This is a genomic window from Citrobacter werkmanii, assembly GCF_008693645.1.
In the GTDB taxonomy this organism is placed as follows: Bacteria; Pseudomonadota; Gammaproteobacteria; order Enterobacterales; family Enterobacteriaceae; genus Citrobacter; species Citrobacter werkmanii.
In genome coordinates, this window is the sequence record NZ_CP044101.1 from 2,826,370 (window position 1) to 2,850,430 (window position 24,061).

Annotated in this window: 24 protein-coding genes and 1 other annotated feature (1 of these 25 cut by a window edge); of the genes, 10 read left to right on the plus strand and 14 right to left on the minus strand. The window is 51.3% G+C overall.

Annotated features, from left to right (window positions below; all coding sequences use genetic code 11):
* The first annotated feature begins 62 nt into the window (after nt 1-62).
* The 5 genes from FOB24_RS14290 (at nt 63) to osmB (ending at nt 5,938) form a co-directional block, all read left to right on the plus strand.
* Nucleotides 63-1,997 carry an exoribonuclease II gene (locus tag FOB24_RS14290; protein WP_150345086.1) on the plus strand — a complete coding sequence of 645 codons (1,935 nt, stop codon included), beginning with the start codon at nt 63-65 and terminating at the stop codon, nt 1,995-1,997.
* Between the two features lie 263 nt (nt 1,998-2,260).
* Complete coding sequence (gene pdeR / locus FOB24_RS14295; RefSeq protein ID WP_038640944.1) at nt 2,261-4,252, plus strand: cyclic di-GMP phosphodiesterase; 1,992 nt, start codon at nt 2,261-2,263, stop codon at nt 4,250-4,252.
* Between the two features lie 182 nt (nt 4,253-4,434).
* Nucleotides 4,435-4,617, plus strand: a complete 183-nt coding sequence (locus FOB24_RS14305; protein ID WP_042308514.1) for a YciZ family protein — start codon at nt 4,435-4,437, stop codon at nt 4,615-4,617.
* 81 nt (nt 4,618-4,698) lie between these two features.
* Nucleotides 4,699-5,451: a DNA-binding transcriptional regulator YciT gene (gene yciT / locus FOB24_RS14310; RefSeq protein ID WP_085048103.1), complete on the plus strand. Its 753-nt coding sequence runs from the start codon at nt 4,699-4,701 to the stop codon at nt 5,449-5,451.
* 268 nt (nt 5,452-5,719) lie between these two features.
* The gene (gene osmB, locus FOB24_RS14315; protein ID WP_038640946.1) at nt 5,720-5,938 is read left to right on the plus strand and encodes an osmotically-inducible lipoprotein OsmB; all 219 of its coding nucleotides are present in this window, start codon (nt 5,720-5,722) and stop codon (nt 5,936-5,938) included.
* 89 nt (nt 5,939-6,027) lie between these two features.
* Here osmB and yciH read toward each other — a convergent pair whose 3' ends face one another.
* The 5 genes from yciH to pgpB all read right to left on the minus strand — a co-directional run bounded on the left by yciH (nt 6,028) and on the right by pgpB (nt 9,680).
* Nucleotides 6,028-6,354 carry a stress response translation initiation inhibitor YciH gene (gene yciH / locus FOB24_RS14320; RefSeq protein WP_137351422.1) on the minus strand — a complete coding sequence of 109 codons (327 nt, stop codon included), beginning with the start codon at nt 6,352-6,354 and terminating at the stop codon, nt 6,028-6,030.
* Nucleotides 6,355-7,092 (minus strand): orotidine-5'-phosphate decarboxylase, encoded by a 738-nt coding sequence (gene pyrF, locus FOB24_RS14325; protein WP_110497944.1) that lies wholly within the window; start codon nt 7,090-7,092, stop codon nt 6,355-6,357. It abuts the gene before it with no gap.
* A gap of 189 nt (nt 7,093-7,281) precedes the next feature.
* Nucleotides 7,282-8,451, minus strand: coding sequence for a lipopolysaccharide assembly protein LapB (gene lapB / locus FOB24_RS14330; protein ID WP_150345087.1), 1,170 nt, complete (start codon nt 8,449-8,451; stop codon nt 7,282-7,284).
* Nucleotides 8,452-8,457: 6 nt separating this feature from the next.
* Entirely contained in the window at nt 8,458-8,766 is a 309-nt protein-coding gene (locus FOB24_RS14335) for a LapA family protein (RefSeq protein ID WP_038640953.1), read from the minus strand.
* A 149-nt stretch (nt 8,767-8,915) separates the two neighbouring features.
* Nucleotides 8,916-9,680, minus strand: coding sequence for a phosphatidylglycerophosphatase B (pgpB, locus tag FOB24_RS14340; protein WP_038640956.1), 765 nt, complete (start codon nt 9,678-9,680; stop codon nt 8,916-8,918).
* Between the two features lie 201 nt (nt 9,681-9,881).
* On the opposite strand from pgpB, the gene ribA reads away from it, so the two are divergent.
* The gene (ribA, locus tag FOB24_RS14345; RefSeq protein WP_038640958.1) at nt 9,882-10,472 is read left to right on the plus strand and encodes a GTP cyclohydrolase II; all 591 of its coding nucleotides are present in this window, start codon (nt 9,882-9,884) and stop codon (nt 10,470-10,472) included.
* 52 nt (nt 10,473-10,524) lie between these two features.
* On the opposite strand, the gene acnA is transcribed toward ribA, so the two are convergent.
* The 5 genes from acnA to topA form a co-directional block, all read right to left on the minus strand.
* Entirely contained in the window at nt 10,525-13,200 is a 2,676-nt protein-coding gene (gene acnA, locus FOB24_RS14350; protein ID WP_038640960.1) for an aconitate hydratase AcnA, read from the minus strand.
* A gap of 307 nt (nt 13,201-13,507) precedes the next feature.
* Nucleotides 13,508-13,675, minus strand: coding sequence for a hypothetical protein (locus FOB24_RS24295; protein ID WP_165407704.1), 168 nt, complete (start codon nt 13,673-13,675; stop codon nt 13,508-13,510).
* Between the two features lie 3 nt (nt 13,676-13,678).
* The gene (locus FOB24_RS14355; protein WP_216422382.1) at nt 13,679-13,819 is read right to left on the minus strand and encodes a YmiA family putative membrane protein; all 141 of its coding nucleotides are present in this window, start codon (nt 13,817-13,819) and stop codon (nt 13,679-13,681) included.
* A gap of 314 nt (nt 13,820-14,133) precedes the next feature.
* Nucleotides 14,134-15,108 (minus strand): HTH-type transcriptional regulator CysB, encoded by a 975-nt coding sequence (gene cysB, locus FOB24_RS14360; RefSeq protein WP_042308079.1) that lies wholly within the window; start codon nt 15,106-15,108, stop codon nt 14,134-14,136.
* 208 nt (nt 15,109-15,316) lie between these two features.
* The gene (gene topA, locus FOB24_RS14365; RefSeq protein ID WP_038640964.1) at nt 15,317-17,914 is read right to left on the minus strand and encodes a type I DNA topoisomerase; all 2,598 of its coding nucleotides are present in this window, start codon (nt 17,912-17,914) and stop codon (nt 15,317-15,319) included.
* Between the two features lie 398 nt (nt 17,915-18,312).
* Between topA and FOB24_RS14370 the strand changes: the two genes are divergently transcribed.
* Complete coding sequence (locus FOB24_RS14370; RefSeq protein ID WP_003020616.1) at nt 18,313-18,564, plus strand: YciN family protein; 252 nt, start codon at nt 18,313-18,315, stop codon at nt 18,562-18,564.
* 108 nt (nt 18,565-18,672) lie between these two features.
* Here the strand turns inward: FOB24_RS14370 and sohB are convergent, their stop codons facing one another.
* The gene (sohB, locus tag FOB24_RS14375; RefSeq protein ID WP_069324978.1) at nt 18,673-19,719 is read right to left on the minus strand and encodes a protease SohB; all 1,047 of its coding nucleotides are present in this window, start codon (nt 19,717-19,719) and stop codon (nt 18,673-18,675) included.
* A 222-nt stretch (nt 19,720-19,941) separates the two neighbouring features.
* Between sohB and FOB24_RS14380 the strand changes: the two genes are divergently transcribed.
* Together FOB24_RS14380 and cobO are read left to right on the plus strand one after the other, a co-directional pair.
* Nucleotides 19,942-20,703 (plus strand): YciK family oxidoreductase, encoded by a 762-nt coding sequence (locus FOB24_RS14380; RefSeq protein WP_150345088.1) that lies wholly within the window; start codon nt 19,942-19,944, stop codon nt 20,701-20,703.
* On the plus strand, nt 20,700-21,290 hold the full coding sequence (gene cobO, locus FOB24_RS14385) for a cob(I)yrinic acid a,c-diamide adenosyltransferase (protein ID WP_069324977.1): 591 nt from the start codon (nt 20,700-20,702) through the stop codon (nt 21,288-21,290). Before FOB24_RS14380 ends, cobO begins: the two co-directional genes overlap by 4 nt.
* An 83-nt stretch (nt 21,291-21,373) precedes the next feature.
* On the opposite strand, the gene rluB is transcribed toward cobO, so the two are convergent.
* From rluB to rnm, 3 genes are all read right to left on the minus strand, one after another.
* Entirely contained in the window at nt 21,374-22,249 is an 876-nt protein-coding gene (gene rluB, locus FOB24_RS14390; protein ID WP_038640972.1) for a 23S rRNA pseudouridine(2605) synthase RluB, read from the minus strand.
* A 100-nt stretch (nt 22,250-22,349) separates the two neighbouring features.
* Nucleotides 22,350-22,970 (minus strand): L-threonylcarbamoyladenylate synthase, encoded by a 621-nt coding sequence (locus FOB24_RS14395; RefSeq protein ID WP_042308069.1) that lies wholly within the window; start codon nt 22,968-22,970, stop codon nt 22,350-22,352.
* Complete coding sequence (gene rnm, locus FOB24_RS14400) at nt 22,967-23,845, minus strand: RNase RNM (protein ID WP_069324976.1); 879 nt, start codon at nt 23,843-23,845, stop codon at nt 22,967-22,969. Before rnm ends, FOB24_RS14395 begins: the two co-directional genes overlap by 4 nt.
* Nucleotides 23,846-23,980: 135 nt before the next feature.
* On the opposite strand from rnm, the gene trpL reads away from it, so the two are divergent.
* Nucleotides 23,981-24,025, plus strand: a complete 45-nt coding sequence (trpL, locus tag FOB24_RS14405; protein ID WP_012905981.1) for a trp operon leader peptide — start codon at nt 23,981-23,983, stop codon at nt 24,023-24,025.
* Nucleotides 24,002-24,061, plus strand: a sequence feature (Trp leader region) (it continues 35 nt past the right edge of the window). (Overlaps the previous gene by 24 nt.)

Here is a 24,061-nt window from a genome sequence, read left to right on the forward strand (position 1 = left end):
CTGCAACTGACAGAATCGCGTAAAACTGTCAGCCGCTCTTTTAGCCACGAAAATAGACAATTATGCTTCAGGACAACCCGCTGCTAGCGCAGCTTAAACAGCAACTACATTCCCAGACGCCGCGTGCTGAAGGGGTGGTAAAAGCCACGGAAAAAGGCTTTGGCTTCCTGGAAGTCGATGCACAAAAAAGCTATTTCATTCCACCGCCGCAGATGAAAAAAGTGATGCATGGCGACCGTATTGTTGCGGTGATCCATACGGAAAAAGATCGTGAGTCTGCTGAACCGGAAGAGCTAATCGAACCCTTCCTGACGCGCTTCGTGGGTAAAGTTCAGGGCAAAAATGACCGTCTGTCTATTGTGCCGGATCATCCGTTACTGAAAGAGGCGATCCCTTGTCGCGCCACCCGTGGCGTTGAGCATGAATTTAAAGAAGGTGACTGGGCCGTGGCAGAAATGCGCCGCCATCCGCTGAAAGGCGATCGCACCTTCTACGCTGAACTAACCCAATTTATCACCTTTGCGGACGATCACTTTGTCCCGTGGTGGGTCACGCTGGCGCGCCATAATCTCGAAAAAGAAGCACCGGACGGCGTTGCGACCGAAATGCTGGACGAAGGTCTGGTGCGTCAGGACCTGACCGCCCTCAATTTCGTCACCATCGACAGCGCCAGCACCGAAGATATGGACGATGCGCTGTATGCTGAAGAACTGGCCGATGGCAAGCTACAGTTAACTGTTGCTATAGCCGATCCTACCGCCTGGATTGCAGAAGGCAGCAAACTGGATAAAACGGCGAAGATTCGTGCGTTCACCAACTATCTGCCGGGATTCAATATCCCGATGCTGCCACGTGAACTGTCTGACGATCTCTGTTCTCTGCGCGCGAACGAAGTACGCCCGGTTCTGGCTTGCCGCATGATCATTACCGCCGACGGTACGATTGAAGACAACATCACCTTCTTCGCTGCGACTATCGAGTCTAAAGCGAAGTTGGCCTATGACAACGTCTCCGACTGGCTGGAAGGCACCGGCGACTGGCAGCCTGAAAACGACGCGATTGCTGAACAAATCCGTCTGCTGCATCGTATTTGTCTGAGCCGTGGTGAATGGCGTCACAACCACGCGTTAGTATTTAAAGATCGTCCGGATTACCGTTTTGTCCTCGGTGAAAAAGGCGAAGTGCTGGATATTGTGGCGGAACCGCGTCGCATCGCTAACCGTATCGTGGAAGAGTCAATGATTGCGGCAAATATTTGTGCTGCACGCGTTCTTCGCGACACGCTGGGCTTTGGAATTTATAACGTCCATATGGGATTTGATCCGGCAAACGCTGACGCACTGGCCGCGCTACTGAAAACCCATGGTATGCATGTAGATGCCGAAGAGGTCCTGACGCTGGAAGGCTTCTGCAAACTGCGCCGCGAACTGGATGCGCAGCCTTCCGGTTTCCTCGATAGCCGTATCCGCCGGTTCCAGTCGTATGCTGAAATCAGCACCGAACCAGGTCCGCACTTTGGGCTGGGTCTGGAAGCATATGCCACCTGGACCTCTCCTATTCGTAAGTATGGCGACATGATCAACCACCGTCTGCTTAAGGCCGTCATCAAAGGCGAAACGATTGCCCGTCCGCAGGATGATACGACCCTGCAAATGGCCGAACGTCGTCGTCTGAACCGCATGGCTGAACGCGATGTGGGTGACTGGTTATACGCCCGCTTCTTGAGCGACAAAGCCGGCACCGACGTCCGCTTCGCGGCCGAGATCATTGACGTCAGCCGCGGCGGTATGCGAGTACGTTTAGTGGATAATGGCGCAGTCGCATTTATTCCGGCCCCGTTCCTGCATGCTGTTCGTGACGAACTGGTATGCAGCCAGGAAAGCGGCACCGTACAAATCAAAGGTGAAGTGGTTTACAAAGTCACGGATGTGATTGATGTAACCATTGCCGAAGTGCGGATGGAAACCCGCAGCGTTATCGCACGTCCAGCCGTGTAATACTGATAAAGCTAACGGCCTTTCTCTTTCTGTGAAAGGTCGTTTTCTTTTCCCTCCCAAATCTCCACCACGCACTACACTTCTTTCATCCGGTCTAATTTATTTTTTACTATTTTCAGTTCCGCTAGCTTTGCTTTTTTTAGATTCTGCATTACATATAAATACATAAATAAAACAATACGTTCAGCCATAATCACCCTGTATGAATCATGGCTAACTATACTTTTGAGGCTCTATGCGCTTTAAACGGGATAGTACACATCATGAAAGACGTCCGGGAGCGGGTTACGTTGTATAGCTATGTGGGCACTCATAACCCCTACTGGCGTTTGTCAGAGGATTGCAACATCCTGCATTTCTCTATCGACGAAGCGTCAGCAGTCGATCAGACCATCGAATTGTCAGCTGAGCAAGCCGACCGCATTCGCGAAATGACGGTGATTACATCGAGTCTGTTGATGACGCTTCCCATTGAAGATGACGACATACCCGTGCATCTGGTCGGCAGGAAAATCAATAAGCGCGAATGGGCGGGAAGCGCATCCGCCTGGGATGACACCCCTTCCGTCGCGCGCGACCTGGCTCACGGCCTCTCTTTCGCTGAGCAGGTCGTTTCTGAAGCTAACTCCGTCATTGTCATTCTTGACCGCATGGGCAACATTCAACGCTTTAATCGCCTGTGCGAAGAGTACACCGGTCTCAAAGAGCGCGAAGTGATTGGCCAAAGCGTTTTCACGCTGTTTATGAGCCGGCGCGAGGCCGCAGCCTCACGGCGCAACATTGAGGTGTTTTTTCGCGAAGGTAACTCTTATGAGGTCGAACGTTGGGTAAAAACCTGCAAAGGCCAGCGTCTGTTTCTGTTCCGCAATAAGTTTGTGCATAACGGTAGCGGCAAGAACGAAATATTTCTGATCTGTTCCGGTACCGATATTACTGAAGAGCGCCGCGCGCAGGAACGCCTACGGGTATTGGCCAATACCGACTCCATCACTGGTTTACCGAACCGCAACGCAATTCACGAGCTGATCAGCAACGCCATTGAAAACGCTGGCGATACGCAGGTTGGGATTGTCTATCTCGATTTGGATAACTTTAAAAAGGTGAACGACGCCTACGGTCATATGTTTGGCGATCAGTTGTTACAAAGCGTGTCGCTGGCTATCCTCAGTTGCCTCGACGACAACCAGCTACTGGCCAGGTTTGGCGGTGATGAATTCATTGTCCTTGCCACCGAAACGTCCCAGGGCGCGCTGGAGGCTACGGCATCGCGTATCCTGACGCGCCTGCGTCAACCTTTTCGCATTGGACTGATAGAAGTCTATACCGGATGTTCAATCGGTATTTCTCTCGCGCCACAGCATGGACAGGACGGCGAGAGCGTCATCCGTAACGCGGATACGGCCATGTACACAGCAAAAGAAGGCGGTCGTGGTCAGTTTTGCGTCTTCTCACCGGAAATGAATCAACGAGTTTTTGAATATTTGTGGTTGGATACCAATCTGCGTAAGGCGCTGGAAAACGATCAACTGGTTATCCACTATCAGCCAAAAATAACCTGGCGCGGAGAAGTTCGTAGTCTGGAGGCTCTGGTTCGTTGGCAGTCCCCGGAACGTGGTCTCATACCGCCATTGGAGTTTATCTCCTACGCCGAAGAATCAGGGCTCATCGTTCCGCTCGGTCGATGGGTTATTCTGGACGTCGTGCGCCAGGTGGCAAAATGGCGTGCCAAGGGGATAAATCTACGCGTGGCGGTAAACGTGTCTGCGCGCCAGCTCGCCGACCAGACGCTATTTACCGCTCTCAAGCAGGTGCTTCACGATCTCAACTTTGAATACTGCCCGATCGATGTTGAATTAACGGAAAGCAGTTTGATTGAAAATGAGCAGTTGGCGCTATCCGTCATTCAGCAATTTAGCCAGTTGGGGGCACAAATCCATTTGGATGATTTTGGCACCGGTTATTCGTCGCTATCTCAACTGGCCCGCTTCCCGCTTGATGCGATAAAACTGGATCAAACCTTTGTCAGAGATGTGCACAAGCAACCTATTTCACAGTCGCTGGTGCGGGCCATTGTCGCGGTCGCGCAAGCGCTCAACCTGCAGGTCATCGCCGAAGGCGTTGAAAGTGCAAAAGAGGATGCGTTTTTGACCAAGAACGGCGTCAATGAGCGTCAGGGATTTTTATTCGCCAAGCCGATGCCTGCAGCTGCGTTTGAACGATGGTATCGACGACACCTGAATAAAAAAACGCGATAATGCAGAAAGATTCCTCGGAGAAAATAGCCATAAATGGACAATACGTGATGATTCTATCTGTATGTAATCACAGAATATATAATATTCTTCAATCATTCAGGTTAATACTATTTTTCCCTTCTCTTTTGCCATGAAATTCTGCATCATGAAATTCAAACTCTATTGCCCTTTGGATGATGACCATGTCTGATATCGACGCTCAGCGTCTGGCCGAACGCATTGATACCGTGCTGGATATCCTCGTTGCAGGTGATTACCACTCAGCCATCCACAATCTCGAAATTCTGAAGGCTGAACTGTTAAACACGGTCAAAGAAGATACTCAATCTTTGTCAACTAAACAGAAAGCTCCGTGGGAGATCTGATGACATCGCTCTCTTGATGTTACTGCTATCAGCAGACTTCCGTTTATTTTCCGATACGATATTGCTATAAAAATTAATACTATGAATTCCCGACAACAATCCATTTTGCAGATGGTGACCGATAAAGGTCAGATGAGCGTCGCCGATCTGGCAAAAATCACCGGCGTTTCAGAAGTGACGATTCGACAGGATCTGAATACGCTGGAAAAACAGAGTTATTTACGCCGTGCGCACGGATTTGCTGTTTCATTGAACAGCGATGATGTGGAAACACGCATGATGACCAATTTCACGCTAAAACGTGAGCTGGCCGAATTCGCTGCATCACTGGTCAGCCCCGGCGAGTCAGTTTTCATTGAGAATGGCAGCAGCAATGCGCTCCTGGCAAGAACCCTGGCGGAGCAAAAAGATGTCACTATCATTACGGTGAGCAGCTACATCGCTCACCTGCTCAAAGAAACACCCTGTGAAGTGATTCTCCTCGGCGGGATTTATCAGAAGAAAAGTGAGAGCATGGTCGGCCCCCTGACTCGCCAGTTTATCCAGCAGGTACACTTCAGTAAGGCCTTCATCGGCATTGATGGCTGGCAGGCAGAAACCGGCTTCACCGGACGCGATATGATGCGTTCTGATGTGGTTAATGCGGTACTAGAAAAAGGCGCAGAGGTTATTGTGCTTACCGACAGCTCAAAATTTGACGCCATTCATCCTTATACCCTGGGGCCTTTAGCACGATTCAGTCGCGTCGTGACGGACTCTAAGCTCAGCGCCAGTGTACAAATGCAGCTTGAACATTCAGGATTAACCGTCAATATCATTGATACCAACGCATAATGGCTGCGCAAGATGATTTGTCGGCAGGCAAATCATCTCCTCTCTGAGAGTTATCTGACAACCCAATTAAGACTTTTTACCTGTTGTTAACAGGATAAACTCGTAGAATTAATATTAGCGATATAACAGGAGCGAACATCCAACTGCAGGATATTGGTTGTCATGCCTTCGCTAAACGGTTTCACGGAAATATCTTTGATAGTCGCGATTTAACGCTATCCTTAAAGAACACTGGATTCCGTGAATCAATAATTCAGGAGAAAGTATTATGTTAGTAACGAGCAAAAAAATGACCGCAGCCATTCTGGCGCTTACTCTGGCAATGTCTCTGAGCGCCTGCTCTAACTGGTCCAAACGCGATCGCAATACCGCTATCGGTGCTGGTGCGGGTGCTGTAGGTGGTGCAGTCCTGACCGATGGCAGCGCGCTGGGTACGCTGGGTGGTGCTGCTGTTGGTGGTATTATTGGCCATCAGGTAGGTAAATAATTTACGGTTGACCGGCTCGATATAATTAAACGTTTACTTTTTCAGCTCTGTATTTTAAAAAGCCACGGATTATCTCCGTGGCTTTTTTATTAACCGCCAGCCAGTTTGACTTTCATGCCTTTGGCCTCCAGCAATGATTTTATCAGGTCACGTTTATCGCCCTGAATTTCAATCACGCCATCTTTTACCGCCCCACCGCAACCACATTTTTTCTTCAGTTCCGCGGCTAATTTAGCCAGTTCCGCATCATCCTGATCAATACCGGTGATCAGGCACACGCCCTTGCCTTTACGACCGCTGGTCTGGCGTTGAATGCGGACAATACCATCACCCTTTGGGCGTTCAGGGGCGACCTTCGGTCCATCAATGCGTCCGGAGTCGGTTGAATAGACCAGGCGAGAGTTTGAATCGCTCATTTACACACCTCGTTTCAGAGAGGCATTGATCATCTTCAGCGTCTGCGCCGGGTCGGCAGACTGCGTGACCGGACGACCAATCACCATGTAATCCACACCGGCTAACTGCGCCTGCTCTGGCGTCATAATACGACGCTGATCGCCCGCCTCGCTGCCTTCAGGACGAATACCCGGGGTCACTAACTTAAATGCCTGTCCAAACGCCTGTTTGAAACGTACCGCTTCCTGGGCAGAGCATACGACTCCGTCCAGCCCGCAATGTTGGGTTAAACGCGCCAGTCTTTCAGCATGCTCCGCAGGTGACAACGTCACACCGAGATCGGCAAGATCGCTGGCTTCCATGCTGGTCAGCACCGTCACAGCAATCAGCAATGGCGCATCGTTACCAAAAGGCACCAGGGCCTCACGGGCTGCCGTCATCATGCGCGCCCCGCCAGAGGCGTGTACGTTAACCATCCACACGCCAAGGTCGGCAGCCGCAGCTACGGCATGTGCAGTTGTATTGGGAATATCATGAAATTTCAAATCCAGAAAGACGTCAAAACCGCGCTGTTGTAGTTCGCGAACCAACTGAGGTCCAAAAAGCGTGAACATTTCTTTGCCCACTTTCAAACGGCAATCACGAGGATCAATTCTGTCGACAAAAGCTAATGCTTTATCACGATTTGCGTAATCAAGAGCGACAACGACAGGAGAATCAGTAACAGCACGAGAAGAAGATGAAGCAGTAAACGTCATGACCAGACCTTCCTGAGGATGGGCGCCACCGGTGGCGCAAAATGGGTAAACGGCGTGCATTCTACCTGCGGCAATAGAAAATTAACAGGCGCGATTACATTTCTGCCAGGCGAACCGGCTGTGGAGGTTGATGATGGGACGATTACACCCTATAAGGATGTTGTAACTAAGTTGAAGCTTTTTTAAAAATTACAGCCCATCAAGCCCACGAATAGGTTTAATGGTTGACCATGAACGGCAGGATGGACAATGCCAGTACAGCGTATAAGCGGTAAACCCGCATTTTTGACAGCGATAGCGCGGCTTACTACGTACCTGCTCCCCGACCATATCGCGCAGCACCATCAGGCTCTCTTTGGCGCGTCCTTCTTCTGCTTCATTAAGATGATAATCCATCAGCTTGTGGAATACACGCATCGTAGGATGGCGCTGCAGCTGACGAGTAATATAAACCTGAGCGGTATCAGTTCCCTCACGCGCCTCAAGGATATCTGCAAGCATCAGTTCAGCGGCGGCACCGGTATTTTCCTCAACCGCACGGCGTAAAAACTCTGCCCACTCATCGTTTTTGCCCAGATGCTGGTAGCAGCTTTGCAGCATTTCCAGCGTTTCACTGACCAGCTCTTTATCCTGAGAAATCACCCGTTGCAGACTTTCAACCGCCCTGGAGTAATCGCCGTTCAGCATATATACGCGCCCCATCATAATGGAAACGCGGGCGCTGTTTTTGTCTGCTGCCGCCCCTTTTTTCAACAGCGTCATGGCACGATCCATATCGTCGTTGCCCATTTGCTGTAACGCCAGTTCGCAATAGAAATGCGCTATCTCAATGCGTTGTTTGTCTTTGCCAAGCTTTACCAGACGCTCTGCAACGTCAATGGCTTTTTGCCATTCGCTGGTTGCCTGATGAATTTGCAGCAACTGTTGTAATGCCCCAACGCGAAAATCTGTTTCATCAGTAAGCTGATTGAACATGTCTTCCGCACGGTCATACAGGCCTGCGGCCATGTAGTCGCGGCCCAGTTGTTGCACTGCCAGCAAGCGCTGTTCGTATGTCAGCGAGGCACTTTCCATAAGCGTTTGGTGGATGCGGATTGCACGATCGACTTCACCGCGCGAACGGAACAGGTTTCCGAGGGTGAGATGAGCCTCAACGGTGCCCGTGTCCTCTTTCAGCATATCAAGGAACAGATCCACCGCTTTATCTTGTTGGTTGCTCAGGAGGAAGTTAACCCCGGCGACATAGTCACGGGAAAGTCGGTTGGCTTCATCCTGCTTTGTTTGTTGCGCACTTCTGCGACCCATATACCACCCATAGGCAGCGGCTACAGGTAAAAGCAGAAACAACAACTCCAACATAAATAATTATTCCTTTACAACCGACGAATCGGCGGGTACCGCAACGTCGGTCGCAGGCGCAAGCTGGTTTTCCAGTCGTTTGATTTTACGTTCGGCGCGCGCAAGAGACACTCGAACCTTCAGCCAGAAAAGGCCGCAAATTAGCCAACCAATCGCAAAACCTGCGGCAAACAATACAGCAAGCAGCGTAGAGATACGATACTCACCCTGAGCCAGCAGGTAATTAAACGTAACCTGTTGATCGTTTTGCGCACCTAATGTCACCGAAATAACAAAAATCGCCAACACCAGTAAGAAAATGAGTAAATATTTCACATTACTTCCCGTTATGTGGTTTAAGCGAATAAATCGTGTCCAACTTACCGCGTTGAGCCCTTTAAATTACCATTTTCACACCGAGTGCGAAATGGAAAAGCGCTTTATGCCTTCTGATTTAAGGGCAAAATTCGAAAAATCAATCATAGCTAACTTTCTTGCTCACGCTGCGCGATTTCTTTCGTCTCCTGCACTGGCGGTGTTAAGGGTCCGCATATCCGCTGCGCAAGCCAGGTTGCCAGGGTCACCAACAGCCAGGAAATCAGCGTTGCGACCACCAAATCACGGGGCCAGTGCATTCCCAGCAGCAAGCGGCTCCCCATCACCCCCGTCGCCCAGATAAGTAAGAATGCTATAGTCAGCGTACGTCTGCGCGGCCACAGCAATCCTACCGCCAGCAAAGCCCAACTGGCAGCAAACATTGTATGCCCGGAGGGAAAAGCAAATCCTGTTTCTTTTTGCCAGTGCTTACGTAGAAACGTTGGCACGTCCCGCTGTTCGGCTAATTGTTCTTTGACTAAGTTCCCGCGATCTTTCCGTTTTAAAGTGTAGAACTCATCCACCGGAATATGGTGCGTTTTTTCCAGCCATACAACAAATGGCCGCGGTTCCTGCACCTTGTCTTTAACCCATGACTTCACGCCCTGCCCAACTAAAATCGCCACCGCCAGGATCGCAAACAGCATTACCGCCGCTTTCAGACGAAAACGCAGACACCATAAAAACCATGCACAGAGCGCTACATGAGTGATAATCCCCCATGGCTGTGTCACCGTTTCCGTTACCCAGAACAGGGATTTTAACCACCAGACATTATGCCCAGGTTGCCAGTTCCAACCTGATACCCATACAGCAACCGGCATGATAAGCAGCAGTCCGGCGCCGACTGCGGTGCGCTTTGCGATTGAAAGCATTGCCTCTCCTTTCGTTGATAAGTCTCACAATCATAACTGAAAAATGCGCACGCCGGGAAAATTGACAATTTTGTGCCATTCCAAAAGCGAATCCGTTGTCGCAATTAGGTGAACATCGCTGGCTTATGGCAAAATAGTGCAATACAGAACAGAAGCCAACAGGCGACGGCACGACAGTGCCAGCATAATCTGGAGAATTACATGCAGCTTAAACGTGTGGCAGAAGCCAAACTGCCAACCCCCTGGGGTGATTTCCTGATGGTGGGATTTGAAGAACTGGCAACCGGACACGATCATGTCGCACTGATTTTTGGTGATATTACAGGCCAAACGCCTGTCCTGGCGCGTGTCCACTCTGAGTGTCTGACTGGCGATGCGCTGTTTAGCCTGCGTTGCGATTGCGGTTTCCAGCTCGAAGCAGCCCTGTCGCATATTGCCGAAGAAGGGCGTGGCATTCTGCTCTATCATCGTCAGGAAGGGCGCAACATTGGACTGTTAAATAAAATCCGCGCCTATGCGCTGCAGGACCAGGGTTATGATACCGTTGAAGCCAATCATCAGTTAGGCTTTGCAGCAGACGAGCGTGATTTCACACTGTGTGCGGACATGTTCAAACTGCTGGGCGTTGACGAGGTACGTTTGTTGACCAATAACCCGAAGAAAGTGGAAATTCTGACCGAGGCAGGTATCAATATCGTTGAACGCGTGCCGTTAATTGTGGGTCGTAACCCGAATAATGAACATTATCTGGATACCAAAGCCGCGAAAATGGGTCATTTGTTAAATAAATAATTTCCATTTAACCGGTACAGAAAAAAGCCTGCTCACGCAGGCTTTTTACATGTCAGTTCAACATATTACGAATGACGTAGTGCAGAATGCCGTCGTTCTGGTAATACGTTAACTCCGTCGCGGTATCGATGCGGCAACGGCATAAAATCACCTCTTTATGCCCATCCGCACGGGTCAAACTTACCGGAACTGTCGCCCCCGGTTTAATGTTTTGCAGATCCGTAATATCAATCGCTTCCTCACCGGTTAATCCCAGCGTTTTACGCGTAACTCCCTGTGGGAATTCAAGCGGTAAAATCCCCATACCGATCAGGTTAGAACGGTGAATTCGCTCAAAGGACTCAGCAATCACCACGCGCACACCCAGCAAGCGTGGGCCTTTCGCAGCCCAGTCACGACTGGAGCCAGAACCATATTCCTTACCGGCAATGACCGCCAGCGGAACATTCTCCTGTTGGTATTGCATGGCCGCATCATAGATAGCTACTACTTCCGTCCCCGGTAAATGCCGCGTCATTCCGCCTTCCACGCCAGGCACCATCTCATTGCGGATACGTATATTGGCAAAAGTACCGCGCATCATCACTTCATGGTTTCCGCGTCGGGAACCGTAGGAGTTAAAGTCTTTGCGCTCAACGCCGTGGCTTTGTAGATACCGACCGGCCGGGCTATCCGCTTTAATGCTACCGGCAGGAGAAATGTGATCGGTGGTCACCGAGTCGCCTAACATCGCCAAAATGCGTGCGCCATGAATGTCCTGTACCGGATCCGGCGTAGCCTGCATACCATCAAAGAACGGCGACAAACGGATATAGGTCGAGTCAGACTGCCAGCCATAGGTGTCAGCCCGATCAACTTGAATCGCTTTCCATTCCGGCGTGCCTTCAAATACTTCGGCATACTCTTTATGGAACATCGCGGTAGAGACCTGCTCAACGGCCCGGGCGATTTCCTGGGCAGTTGGCCAGATATCTTTCAGGTAAACGGGATCGCCTTTTCTGTCATGACCTAACGGGTCTTTCGTCAGGTTAATATTCATATTCCCCGCCAGCGCGTAAGCGACTACCAGCGGCGGTGACGCCAACCAGTTCGTCTTGACGAGCGGATGGATGCGGCCTTCAAAATTACGGTTGCCGGAAAGCACTGCGCCGACCGTGAGGTCGCCTTTTTTTATAGCCGTCTCAATAGGATCGGGCAACGGTCCGGAATTACCTATACAGGTGGTACAGCCATAACCCACGAGGTTAAAGCCCAACTCGTCAAGATACGGTGTGAACCCGGCCTGCGCCAGATAGTCAGAAACGACTTTAGAGCCAGGCGCCAGCGAGGCTTTAACCCAGGGTTGACGTTTCAGACCGAGCGTAACCGCTTTCTTCGCCAGCAGCCCCGCCGCCATCAATACGCTTGGGTTAGAGGTGTTGGTACAGGAGGTGATCGCCGCAATCACCACCGCGCCATCCGGCAACAGGTATTGATGCCCGTTCATTGTATAATCCACAGGCTGACGATCTTTTAGCGAGCTATTCACCTCAAGCTCGTTACTCGCCGAGAACGCTTTCGGGACATCTGCGAGTGCCACTCGATCCTGGGGACGCTTCGGTCCGGCAAGGCTCGCTTCCACACTGCCCATATCCAGCTCCAGCGAACTGGTAAATACAGGTTCATCGCCTGGGTTACGCCACATCCCCTGCGCTTTAGCATAAGCGCCGACCAGGTCGACCTGCTCCTCACTGCGTCCGCTCAGGCGCATATATTCAAGCGTGATGTCATCAATCGGGAAGAAACCACAGGTTGCGCCATATTCCGGCGACATGTTCGCAATGGTTGCCCGATCGGCCAGCGGTAAGGTATCCAGGCCATCACCATAGAATTCAACAAATTTCCCAACCACACCATGCTTACGCAGCATTTGGGTGACGGTCAGCACCAGATCGGTCGCGGTGATACCTTCCCGCAGTTTACCTACCAGCTTGAAGCCCACCACGTCAGGGATAAGCATAGAGACCGGCTGGCCCAGCATCGCGGCTTCGGCTTCAATGCCGCCGACGCCCCAGCCCAGCACACCGAGACCATTTATCATCGTAGTATGGGAGTCGGTACCGACCAGCGTATCCGGATAAGCCACCCATTCACCGTTTTGTAATTCGCTCCAGACGGCTTTACCCAAATACTCAAGGTTAACCTGGTGGCAAATCCCCGTTCCCGGCGGCACAACGCTGAAGCGACTGAATGCTTGCTGTCCCCATTTCAGGAACACATAGCGCTCATGGTTACGTTCCATTTCCAGACGGACGTTCTCTTCGAAAGCGTCATCATCACCGAAACGATCCACCGTTACGGAGTGGTCAATGACAAGATCCACTGGCGAAAGCGGATTCACTTTTGCCGTATCCCCGCCCAAACGTTTTACCGCTTCGCGCATAGCGGCCAGATCGACCACTGCGGGTACGCCAGTAAAGTCCTGCATCAAAACGCGAGCGGGTCGATAGGCAATCTCACGGTCGGCATGCGCGGTTTTCAGCCAACGCGCCAGCGCATGAATATCGTCTTCGGTAACGGTATTTCCGTCCTGCCAGCGAAGCAGGTTCTCCAGCAAAACTTTTAGCGATTTGGGCAGGCGGGTGATATCACCCAGAGTTTGTGCGGCCAGAGGCAAGCTGTAGTAACGGTAGGTTTTATCATTAACCTGCAATGTGTCCATACTGGCTTCGCGTAGGGTCGACGACATAGCTCCTCCTTAAATGACAGGGTTAGATCCCCTGATTTTCTTCAGGGTTAGTATTAAAGATAACACAAACAAAATGTAACGCTTTGATAACAACTCAAATTGATAAAAGTGTAAACATCGGAAGATCGGAGTGCGGTGTGAAATACGCGGGGAAGATTCGAGAGCGGAAGTTGATAGCGTTAATGTGTAACAGGCATGTTGGTAGTCGATAATATGCTGATTAGAGTGGACATCGCGATTGTACGCAATAAGTCATACGAGATATCAGACAGAGGACGAATAATAATGACGATAAAATTCGTATTAATTACTGTTTCTGTTCATCATCAGTAAACAGATCAATAAACGCGCGTTGTTCAGGGGAAAGCGTCCAGGAGGTGGGGATTTCCGGCCCATTCTCTGCGCCGGTATTGCTATCTGGTTCATTTTCATGGGGAGCTGGCGTCACGGTGGTGTGTTGTTCCGGTGCGGACATGACCTACCCCCACACTTGCCAGGCCACGAGCGCGACGACAATCCAGAACACTGCGGAGCCGAGAAAAACAGCAAACCAGGCTTTACGTTTCATCACGGGATCCCTGCGTGCTGGCTGGTTTCCTGAAGGCATCGCTAACCTCATACTATCGAAATCACTTATCATTTAGGCACCAAACAATCGGTACAATTAATCATCAGATAGGAGGAATCCTAATAAAAAAGGCAAAAAAAAGCCAGTTAATTTTCAGACTCGTCCTGATAAATAAATCGATTGTTTGATCGGTTATCAATATTTGAAAGGAATTTTTAGCAAGCTGGCTAATTTGAAACTACTTTAGAGAACCTTTTCCATAAACTATATATGGTTAATTTATTCACTGTAAATTATCGATTAATTCAGCGTCTCCCGTCGGTATCGCTTTATGCAGAAGGATACCGACGAGGTAACTGCCGGTATTATTTCTCAGGCAATTTAATATCTTTAAACATGGCTTCTATATCATCGTTAGAACGCAGCGCTACCGCAGTATCCACCACATCTCGCGTCAGGTGCGGCGCGAAACGTTGAATAAAATCATACATGTAACTGCGTAAAAACGTGCTGCGACGAAAACCAATTTTGGTGGTGCTATGACTGAAGATATCGTGCGCGTCAACACGTACAAGATCAGGGTCGGAGACGGGATCAACCGCCATGCTGGCAATCACCCCCACCCCAAGCCCCAGACGCACATAGGTTTTAATGACATCGGCATCAGTCGCGGTAAATACTATACGCGGTTCCAGACCCGCACGGTTAAACGCGGTATCCAGTTCCGAACGCCCGGTAAAACCGAAGGTGTAGGTGACCAGCGGATACTGCGCTAACTCTTCAATAGAAACGGACGCTTTTCCCGCCAGCGGATGATCCGGCGTCACGACGATCGAGCGGTTCCAGTGATAGCAAGGCAGCATCACCAAATCGTCATACAGATGCAGGGCTTCTGTCGCAATGGCAAAGTCTGCATTCCCTTTCGATACCGCTTCGGCGATTTGCGTCGGCGATCCCTGGTGCATGTGCAAAGAGACGCGAGGGTAACGCTCAATAAAACCTTTAATCACGTTTGGCAGTGCGTAACGTGCTTGCGTGTGGGTCGTCGCGATGTATAACGAGCCTTTGTCCGGCCAGGTATGTTCGCCAGCCACCGACTTAATGGCATCCACCTTCGACAGAACCTCACGCGCAATACGGATGACTTCCTGCCCCGCTGGCGTAACCTGCGTCAGGTGCTTGCCGCTACGGGCAAAAATCTGGATGCCAAGTTCATCTTCAAGCATACGAACTTGCTTACTGATGCCTGGCTGGGAGGTATAAAGCCCTTCCGCCGTTGAGGAGACATTAAGGTTGTGGTTCACCACCTCAACAATGTAGCGAAGCTGCTGTAATTTCATGTCAAGCCATCCCGATTTATGCCATCAGATCATCGTTTCAGAGCAGGCTCGTTAGCGCTGCTAATACGATTTAATAATAAAAAACGTGTTAACTATAACCACTATATCATTTCTATGTAAGCTGTATAGGCATGACAAAAAATAATACGTCTGAAACAAAAAGGGCCGCTTACGCGACCCTTTAAGGAAGAATTCAGGCGGAATGCCGTTATTTCTTCCCTTCTACCCATTTACCGTCAACAAAGAACGCTGACCAACCGGTCGCCTTACCGTCTTTCTCAGCGGCAACGTATTGCTGCTTGGTTTTACGGCTGAAACGAACCATGGACTTGTTGCCATCCGGGTCAGTCTGCGGCGCGTCTGCCAGATAACGCAGTTTTTCCGGCAGACGATCGCGGAAGCGGTACAGCTCTTCCACTAACGGCGCGCGGGTCTCACGTGATTTCGGGAACGTATTTGCCGCCAGGAAGATACCTGCCGCGCCATCACGTAACACAAAATACGCGTCAGATTTTTCACACGGCAGTTCCGGCAGCGGAACCGGATCTTCTTTCGGCGGAGCGACTTCACCGTTACGCAGGATCTTACGAGTGTTTTTGCACTCGTCGTTGGTACACGCCATGTACTTACCGAAACGCCCCATTTTCAGGTGCATTTCAGAACCACATTTTTCGCACTCAACGATAGGACCGTCATAACCCTTGATGCGGAATTCACCCTCTTCGATCTCGTAGCCGTCACAGGTCGGGTTATTACCACATACATGCAGCTTACGCTTAGGATCGATAAGGTAGCTGTCCATCGCCGTACCGCACTTCTGGCAGCGACGTTTGGCGCGCAGAGCGTTCGTTTCCGCGTCGTCGCCTTCCAGCACGTTCAGCACTTCGTTTTCCGGCACCAGGTTAATGGTGGTTTTGCAACGCTCTTTCGGCGACAGCGCATAGCCGGAACAGCCGAGGAAAACGCCGGTGCTGGCGGTACGAATACCCATCTTGCGTCCGCAGGTCGGGCAATCAATACTGGTCAGCACCATCTGGTTCGGACGCATACCGCCCTCTTCAGGATCTTTTTCGGCTTTATCCAGTTGCTGAGTAAAATCGGTGAAGAAGTTGTCGAGTACGCCTTTCCATTCGGCTTCGTGATTCGCCACCTGATCGAGGCTGTCTTCCATCTGCGCGGTAAAATCGTAGTTCATCAATTCGCGGAAGTTTTCTTCCAGACGATCGGTGACGATTTCACCCATTTTTTCAGCATAGAAGCGACGGTTCTCAACACGAACATAGCCGCGATCCTGAATCGTGGAAATAATCGACGCATACGTTGATGGACGACCAATACCCCGCTTTTCAAGCTCTTTAACCAGCGAGGCTTCACTGAAACGTGCAGGCGGTTTGGTAAAGTGTTGCGCTGGCGTCAGTTCGACAAGCGTCAACGTATCGCCTTTATCCACGGCCGGTAAGATGCGATCTTCATCGCCCTTACGCAATGCAGGCATCACTTTGGTCCAGCCATCGAAACGCAGAATACGACCACGCGCTTTCAGGCGGAAATCACCCGCGCCCACGGTTAAGGTGGTGGAGTCGTATTTCGCCGGCGTCATCTGACAGGCAACAAACTGACGCCAGATCAGCTGGTACAGTTTTTGCGCATCAGCTTCCATGTCTTTCAGCGATTCCGCCTGTACGGCGACATCGGAAGGACGGATAGCTTCGTGCGCTTCCTGAGAGTTCTCTTTGCTGGCGTACTGGTTCGCGCTCTCCGGCAGATATTTTTTGCCAAAATTATCGCTGATGTACTCGCGAACCATGTTCACCGCATCCTGGCTCAGGTTGGTTGAGTCAGTACGCATATAGGTGATGTAGCCCGCTTCATACAAGCGCTGCGCCATCATCATGGTTTTCTTCACGCCAAAGCCCAGTCGCGTGCTCGCAGCCTGCTGTAGCGTGGAGGTAATAAACGGCGCGCCCGGCTTGCTGCTGGTCGGTTTATCTTCACGTTCCAGGACGCTATAGCGCGCTTTTTCCAACAGGCTGACAGCGGCAAGCGTTTGTTCCCGATTGACCGGGCGGAACGGTTTATCATTCTGGTGCGTCACCTCAAGCGGCAACGCATCGCCTCCAGGCGTGGTCGTGTCAGCACCAATTTCCCAGAACTCTTCTGGAACAAATGCTTTGATTTCGCGTTCGCGCTCAACCACCAGACGCACGGCAACCGACTGTACGCGGCCTGCTGACAGACCACGCGCAATTTTTTTCCACAGCAGCGGCGACACCATATAGCCCACCACGCGGTCCATAAAGCGGCGCGCCTGTTGCGCGTTAACCCGGTCGATGTTCAGTTCGCCCGGTTTTTCAAACGCCTGACGAATAGCGTTTTTAGTAATTTCGTTAAACACCACACGGCTGTAGCGTGCGTCATCGCCGCCGATCACTTCCCGCAGGTGCCATGCAATGGCTTCCCCTTCGCGGTCAAGGTCGGTTGCGAGATAGATGTGGTCGGCTTTTTCAGCCAGTTGCTTCAGTTCAGAAACAACTTTCTCTTTACCAGGCAGCACTTCATAGCGCGCATCCCAGTTGTGCCACGGGTCAACACCCATGCGGTTGACGAGAGCGCCACGTTCATCCTTTTTGGGCTTTTTAGCCGTTTTGGTGGAGGTTGAGTCGGCGCTCTTTTTAGTTGCTGAGCCACTGGTCGGCAAATCACGGATATGACCAACGCTGGATTTCACCACGTAGTCATTACCCAGATACTTGTTGATCGTTTTGGCTTTTGCCGGGGACTCAACGATGACAAGAGCTTTACCCATATTCACCTTTACCTAATTTGATTCTTCCAGAATGCGTCGCACGTTGATTCACCTTCCACTGGCGACGAGACATTGATATGGTCTCTGCGTCGGCGGATATCAACCCCTTAAACTTTTTCGCGCTTGTAATGTAACTCTCATGTAACTGAGTTAACAGGCTTTTTTGCTCACAAACGCTATAGCACGACGAAGTATTGGTCGAATGTCAAGCAAATCTGTTGCCAGATTGACGAAAGCGTCACACTGTACCTGATAAAATGCGTTACGCAACTTTATTAGCATGCAAAAACAAATCCCGCCAGTTGCAACCCCGACGTAAGACCTTCATTTATGTCAGGGAATATTTGCCCATAAGCCGGGCTCGGCGTAGACTAATGTCCTTGTTTAAGGAGTAAATAATGCATAAAGACACGCAACCTATCGATCGCGAAACGCTGCTGATTGAAGCCAACAAAATCATTCGTGAGCATGAGGACACGCTGGCGGGGATTGTCGCCACCGGCGTTACGCAGCGAAATGGCGTGCTGGTTTTCAGCGGAGATTACTTTTTAGACGAACAAGGGCTTCCGACGCCCAAGAGTACGGCGGTGTTTAATATGTTTAAGCACCTGGCGCACGTACTTTCTGAAAAGTATCACTTGATCGATTAATACAAGAAATGATTTGCCGGATGGCGGCTCCGCCTTATCCGGCCCGGGATGTTACGATCCTCAAGGCCGGATAAGATGCTTTAGCATCACCATCCGGCAATGACAATTTTACATCAGCGGTTTCTGTCCTCGCTGCCACCAGCGCAGCAGCAAACGATCGGCGCTCTCGGCCGCACTCCCGGTAAAGCGATCCATCAGTTTTTTGCGCTGCATATAGCGAACGCTTAACACTTCGCGACCTTCCATTAGCCCGAGAATCACTTCGTCGCTGGTATTGATTTCATCCACCAGCCCGTTTGCCAGCGCCTGTTGCCCAAACCAGTGTTCGCCGGTGGCCACCTGTTCAATGTCCAGAGTCGGACGCATGCGCTGCACAAAATCTTTAAACAGGTGATGGGTTTCATTCAGATCTTCGCGGAATTTTTGCCGCCCTTCTTCCGTGTTTTCACCCAGCAGCGTCAGCGTACGCTTATACTGCCCGGCGGTGTGCAGTTCGATATCAATATCCTTCCCCTTCAGAAAGCGGTTAAAGTTCGGGATCTGCGCCACGACGCCAATAGAGCCGACAATAGCAAACGGCGCTGAGACAATTTTATCGGCTACGCAGGCCATCATATATCCACCGCTCGCGGCGACTTTATCCACCGTTACGGTCAACGGAATCTGCTTATCGCGCAAACGCTGTAACTGCGACGCAGCCAGACCATAACCATGGACCACACCGCCCGGGCTTTCCAGGCGAACCACCACTTGATCCTGCGGTTTAACGACCGCCAACACCGCCGTCACTTCCTCACGTAACGCGCTGACCTCATGGGCGTCCATGCTGCCTTTAAAATCCAGCACCCATACACGTGGTTTATCAGATGATGTACTGTCTCCCAGCTTCGCTTTTGCCTTGGCTGCCTTTGCTTCCAGTTTCTGTTTCTTTTTCTGCGCCTTATGCCAGAATTTTTGCTGATGCCCGTCCAGTAGCGCCAGCGACAGATCATCCTTCATCTCTTTATATTGCTCGCTGAGGTTAATAACCCGCAGCTCCCCGCGCTGACGCTTGCGTTGTGTCGCGTTCACAATCAGCATCACAACTACCGCAATAGCCACCACGACAGTGACAATTTTTGCCAAAAACAGCCCATATTCAGACAACAATTCCACGAGACCCACCTTGGTTAAACAACGCTATTTCCGCTCAGTGTACAACAGGCTGCTTAACCCGTCTTGCTTCATCCATCCTGGCGCAGAATCAGCAAAAAGCATGACAAAGCGTTCATTTTGCGGTGTTATTGCCTTTGGCTGATTGAAAAAGAACAGGGTTTAAGGCATAAAGCCGAAACGTTATCGCGAACGAGAAGGCCAGAGCGTTGCCGAGGAGTAGCCGTGCATTACCAACCTAAACAAGACCTTTTACAGGACCGCATTATTCTGATTACCGGTGCCAGTGATGGTATCGGACGTGAAGCCGCACAGACCTATGCGCGATACGGCGCGACCGTGATTCTGCTTGGGCGTAACGAAGAAAAACTGCGCCAGGTTGCCCGCACTATTGCCGATGAAAACGGTACGCAGCCACACTGGTTCACGTTGGATCTGCTCACTTGTACGTCTGAAGAATGCCACCAGCTTGCACAGCGCATTGCCGCACATTTTCCACGTCTGGATGGTGTTCTCCATAATGTCGGATTACTGGGTGATATTTGTCCGATGAGCGAACAAAATCCGCAGGTCTGGCAAGATGTCATGCAGGTAAATGTGAATGCCACCTTTATGCTGACCCAGGCATTGCTGCCGCTATTGCTGAAATCCGATGCCGGATCGCTGGTCTTTACCTCTTCCAGCGTTGGTCGCCAGGGACGCGCCAATTGGGGAGCGTATGCCACTTCCAAATTCGCTACCGAAGGCATGATGCAGGTTCTGGCAGATGAATATCAGAACCGTCACCTGCGCGTAAACTGTATCAATCCAGGCGGTACGCGTACCAGCATGCGAGCCAGCGCATTTCCAACTGAAGATCCGCAAAAATTGAAAACTCCCGCCGATATTATGCCGCTCTATCTGTGGCTGATGGGCGATGACAGCCGCCGTAAAACCGGTATGACTTTCGATGCCCAACCGGGCCGTAAACCAGGAATAGCTCAATGAGTGAAGAACGCTACCAGCAACGCCAGCAGCGCGTTAAAGAGCGGGTTGATGCCCGCGTTGCCGCTGCAAAGGATGAGCGCGGGATCATTATCGTGTTCACCGGAAACGGTAAGGGTAAAACCACCGCAGCGTTCGGGACCGCCACGCGCGCGGTGGGCCATGGTAAAAAAGTCGGCGTGGTGCAATTTATTAAAGGTACCTGGCCAAACGGTGAACGAAACTTACTCGAACCCCATGGCGTAGAGTTTCAGGTTATGGCGACAGGATTTACCTGGGACACGCAAAACCGCGAGTCGGATACCGCAGCCTGTATGGCCGTATGGGAACATGGAAAGCGAATGCTGGCTGACGCTCAACTGGATATGGTTATCCTGGACGAACTGACCTATATGGTGGCGTACGACTATCTGCCGCTTGAAGAGGTTATCAATGCCTTAAATGCGCGCCCAGCCCATCAAACGGTGATCATCACCGGTCGGGGATGTCATCGCGATATTCTTGAGTTAGCAGATACGGTCAGCGAGCTACGCCCGGTTAAGCACGCGTTTGAAGCGGGCGTGAAAGCTCAGATGGGAATTGATTACTGACAGCAGGCCGGATAAGGCGCTTGCGCCGCATCCGGCTCCACGCTAACGCCTGATGGCGCTTTGCTTATCAGGCCTGGTCATGATTAACCGTTGTTGCTGCGACCGCCCGGACGACGGCTGCTGCCGACCTGTGAGTGGCGCTTCACCGCACGACGGATCTGGTTCGCTTTCATCCGACGACGATCTTTCTCGACGGCAACTTTAGAGGTCGTTTCCGGCTTCAGCTCCACCAGTTCACGCAAATAGTTGGTCTGCGCAAGATCAAGCTCCGTCCAGCCGCCACGCGGCAGGCCTTTCGGCAGCGGGATATCGCCGTAACGGACACGGATAAGACGGCTTACCTGCACGCCTACAGCTTCCCACAGGCGACGTACTTCGCGGTTACGTCCTTCGGTCAGCGTGACGTTGTACCACTGGTTGATCCCTTCACCACCGCTGAACTTGATTGTTTTAAACGCCGCCGGACCATCTTCCAGCTGTACGCCACGACTCAGATCGCGCAGTTTCGCGTCATCAACCTGACCAAACACACGCACCGCATATTCACGCTCAACTTCACGGCTTGGATGCATCAGACGGTTTGCCAGTTCACCGTCGGTAGTGAACAACAGTAAACCGCAGGTATTCACATCCAGACGCCCAACGGCAATCCAGCGCGCATCGCGCAGTTTTGGCAGACGATCAAACACGGTCGGACGACCTTCCGGATCGTTACGGGTACACAGTTCACCTTCTGGTTTGTAATAGGCCAGAACGCGACAGATTTGTTCCGCAGACTCTTTAACCGAAATCAGATGACCGTCGATACGGATTTTCAGACCCGGCGTCACTTCAACGCGATCGCCAAGCGTGGCAATTTTACCATCAACGCTCACACGGCCCGCGGCAATAATGGTTTCAATTTCACGGCGAGAACCGTGGCCGGCGCGCGCCAGCACTTTTTGTAACTTTTCGCTCATAGAGCTTCCTTTAGATGTCGCCTTCACAGGCGTCGAACAGGAGAATCAACGGCGCCAGTCAGCGCCATTTTAAGGCCGCGTAGTATAGCGGTTCGCGCCCTTATAAGAAAGGTTTAACGTCGCCGACGCCTTCACGCAAGACCACCGGAGAATCGTCAGTTAAATCGATGACCGTGGTCGGCTGCTGGCCGAGATAGCCGCCGTGGATAATCAACTCCACCTGCTTCTCCAGACGATCCTTAATCTCTTCCGGGTCAGATTCGGTAAATTCACTGCCCGGCAGCATCAGCGACGTGGAAAGCATCGGTTCGCCCAGCGCTTCCAGCAGCGCCAGCGCAATCGGATTCGACGGCACACGCAGGCCGATGGTCTTACGTTTTTCCTGCAACAATCGGCGCGGCACTTCTTTCGTCCCTTTCAGGATAAAGGTGTAGTTGCCCGGCGTGTTATTTTTAATCAAACGAAAAGCCACGTTATCGACAAACGAATAGGTCGACAGTTCGGACAGGTCACGGCACATCAGCGTAAAGTTGTGTCCGTCCGGCAGGTGGCGAATGCGACAAATGCGCTCCATTGCGCCTTTATCTTCAATTTTGCAGCCCAACGCATAGCCGGAATCGGTTGGATAGACAATCACCCCGCCCTTACGCACGATTTCAACGGCCTGATTGATCAGCCGCTGCTGCGGGTTTTCGGGATGAATATAAAAAAACTGGCTCATACTTTCCTCTCTGTAATCTCAGGCTGTTCCCAAAGTTGCCAGACGCCTTCTACGCCTGCGGGCAACCAGAGTTTACGACCCAGTTCAATCCACGGGCAGGGCTGATGAAAATCAGATCCTTGCGATGCCCACAATTGATGCTGGCGCGCAAGCGTCGCCAGATGGGTGCGTTCATTGGGAGACTGTTGGCACTGCGCCACTTCCATCGCGTCACCGCGGTGTTCAGCGAAGTATGCAACCAGTCTTTTCAGCCACTTAGCGCTAAGATCGTACCGCCCCGGATGAGCCAGAACTGCCTTACCGCCAGAATGATGAATGACATCAATAGCTTGTTCTATTGTACACCACTGCGGCGGAACGTAACCGGTTTTCCCACGGGCAAGGTATTTTTTAAAAACATCTGCAATAGTCGTGGCTTTTCCGCATTCCACCAGAAAACGCGCAAAATGTCCCCGCGTGACCGCCCCGCCATCTGCCAGACGCAACGCGCCTTCCCATGCGCCGGGGATATGCGCTTTGTCGAGTCGTTCAGCAATCAAGCGCGCGCGCTGCTGACGGCGCTCCGTTTGTTGCGCCAAAAACTCGCACATCAATGGATGAGAAATATCTATATTCAGACCCACAATATGGATCTCATGATTTTCCCACACCGTTGAAATCTCGACGCCCGAGATCAGATTTAACGCTAAACCCGAACGTGAAATTTCTTCTCTTGCCGCCGCAATACCGCCCGTGGTGTCATGATCGGTGATCGCCAGTGTGCCGACTCGCATCTCTACCGCACGGTGTACTAAGGCTTCAGGGGTTAATCGCCCATCGGAGGCTGTAGTATGACTGTGCAGGTCATAAATCACTGCGTAATTCGTGTCGCTCAAGGCGGCTCCCATTTCAATAAATGTCGTAACACGCCCATCATAGCGGTTTCGACAAATTTACTGAAATCAGGTGTTGACTTTACCCTACCGAACTAGTTAACTAGTACGCAAGTTCACATGAAGAAGGTATCTGAGATGAAAGCAACATTTGTTCTGCACGGTTGGTGGCGCACTTCCTGATTTCGGGCAGTGTCTTACGTCTGCAATATGCAACCA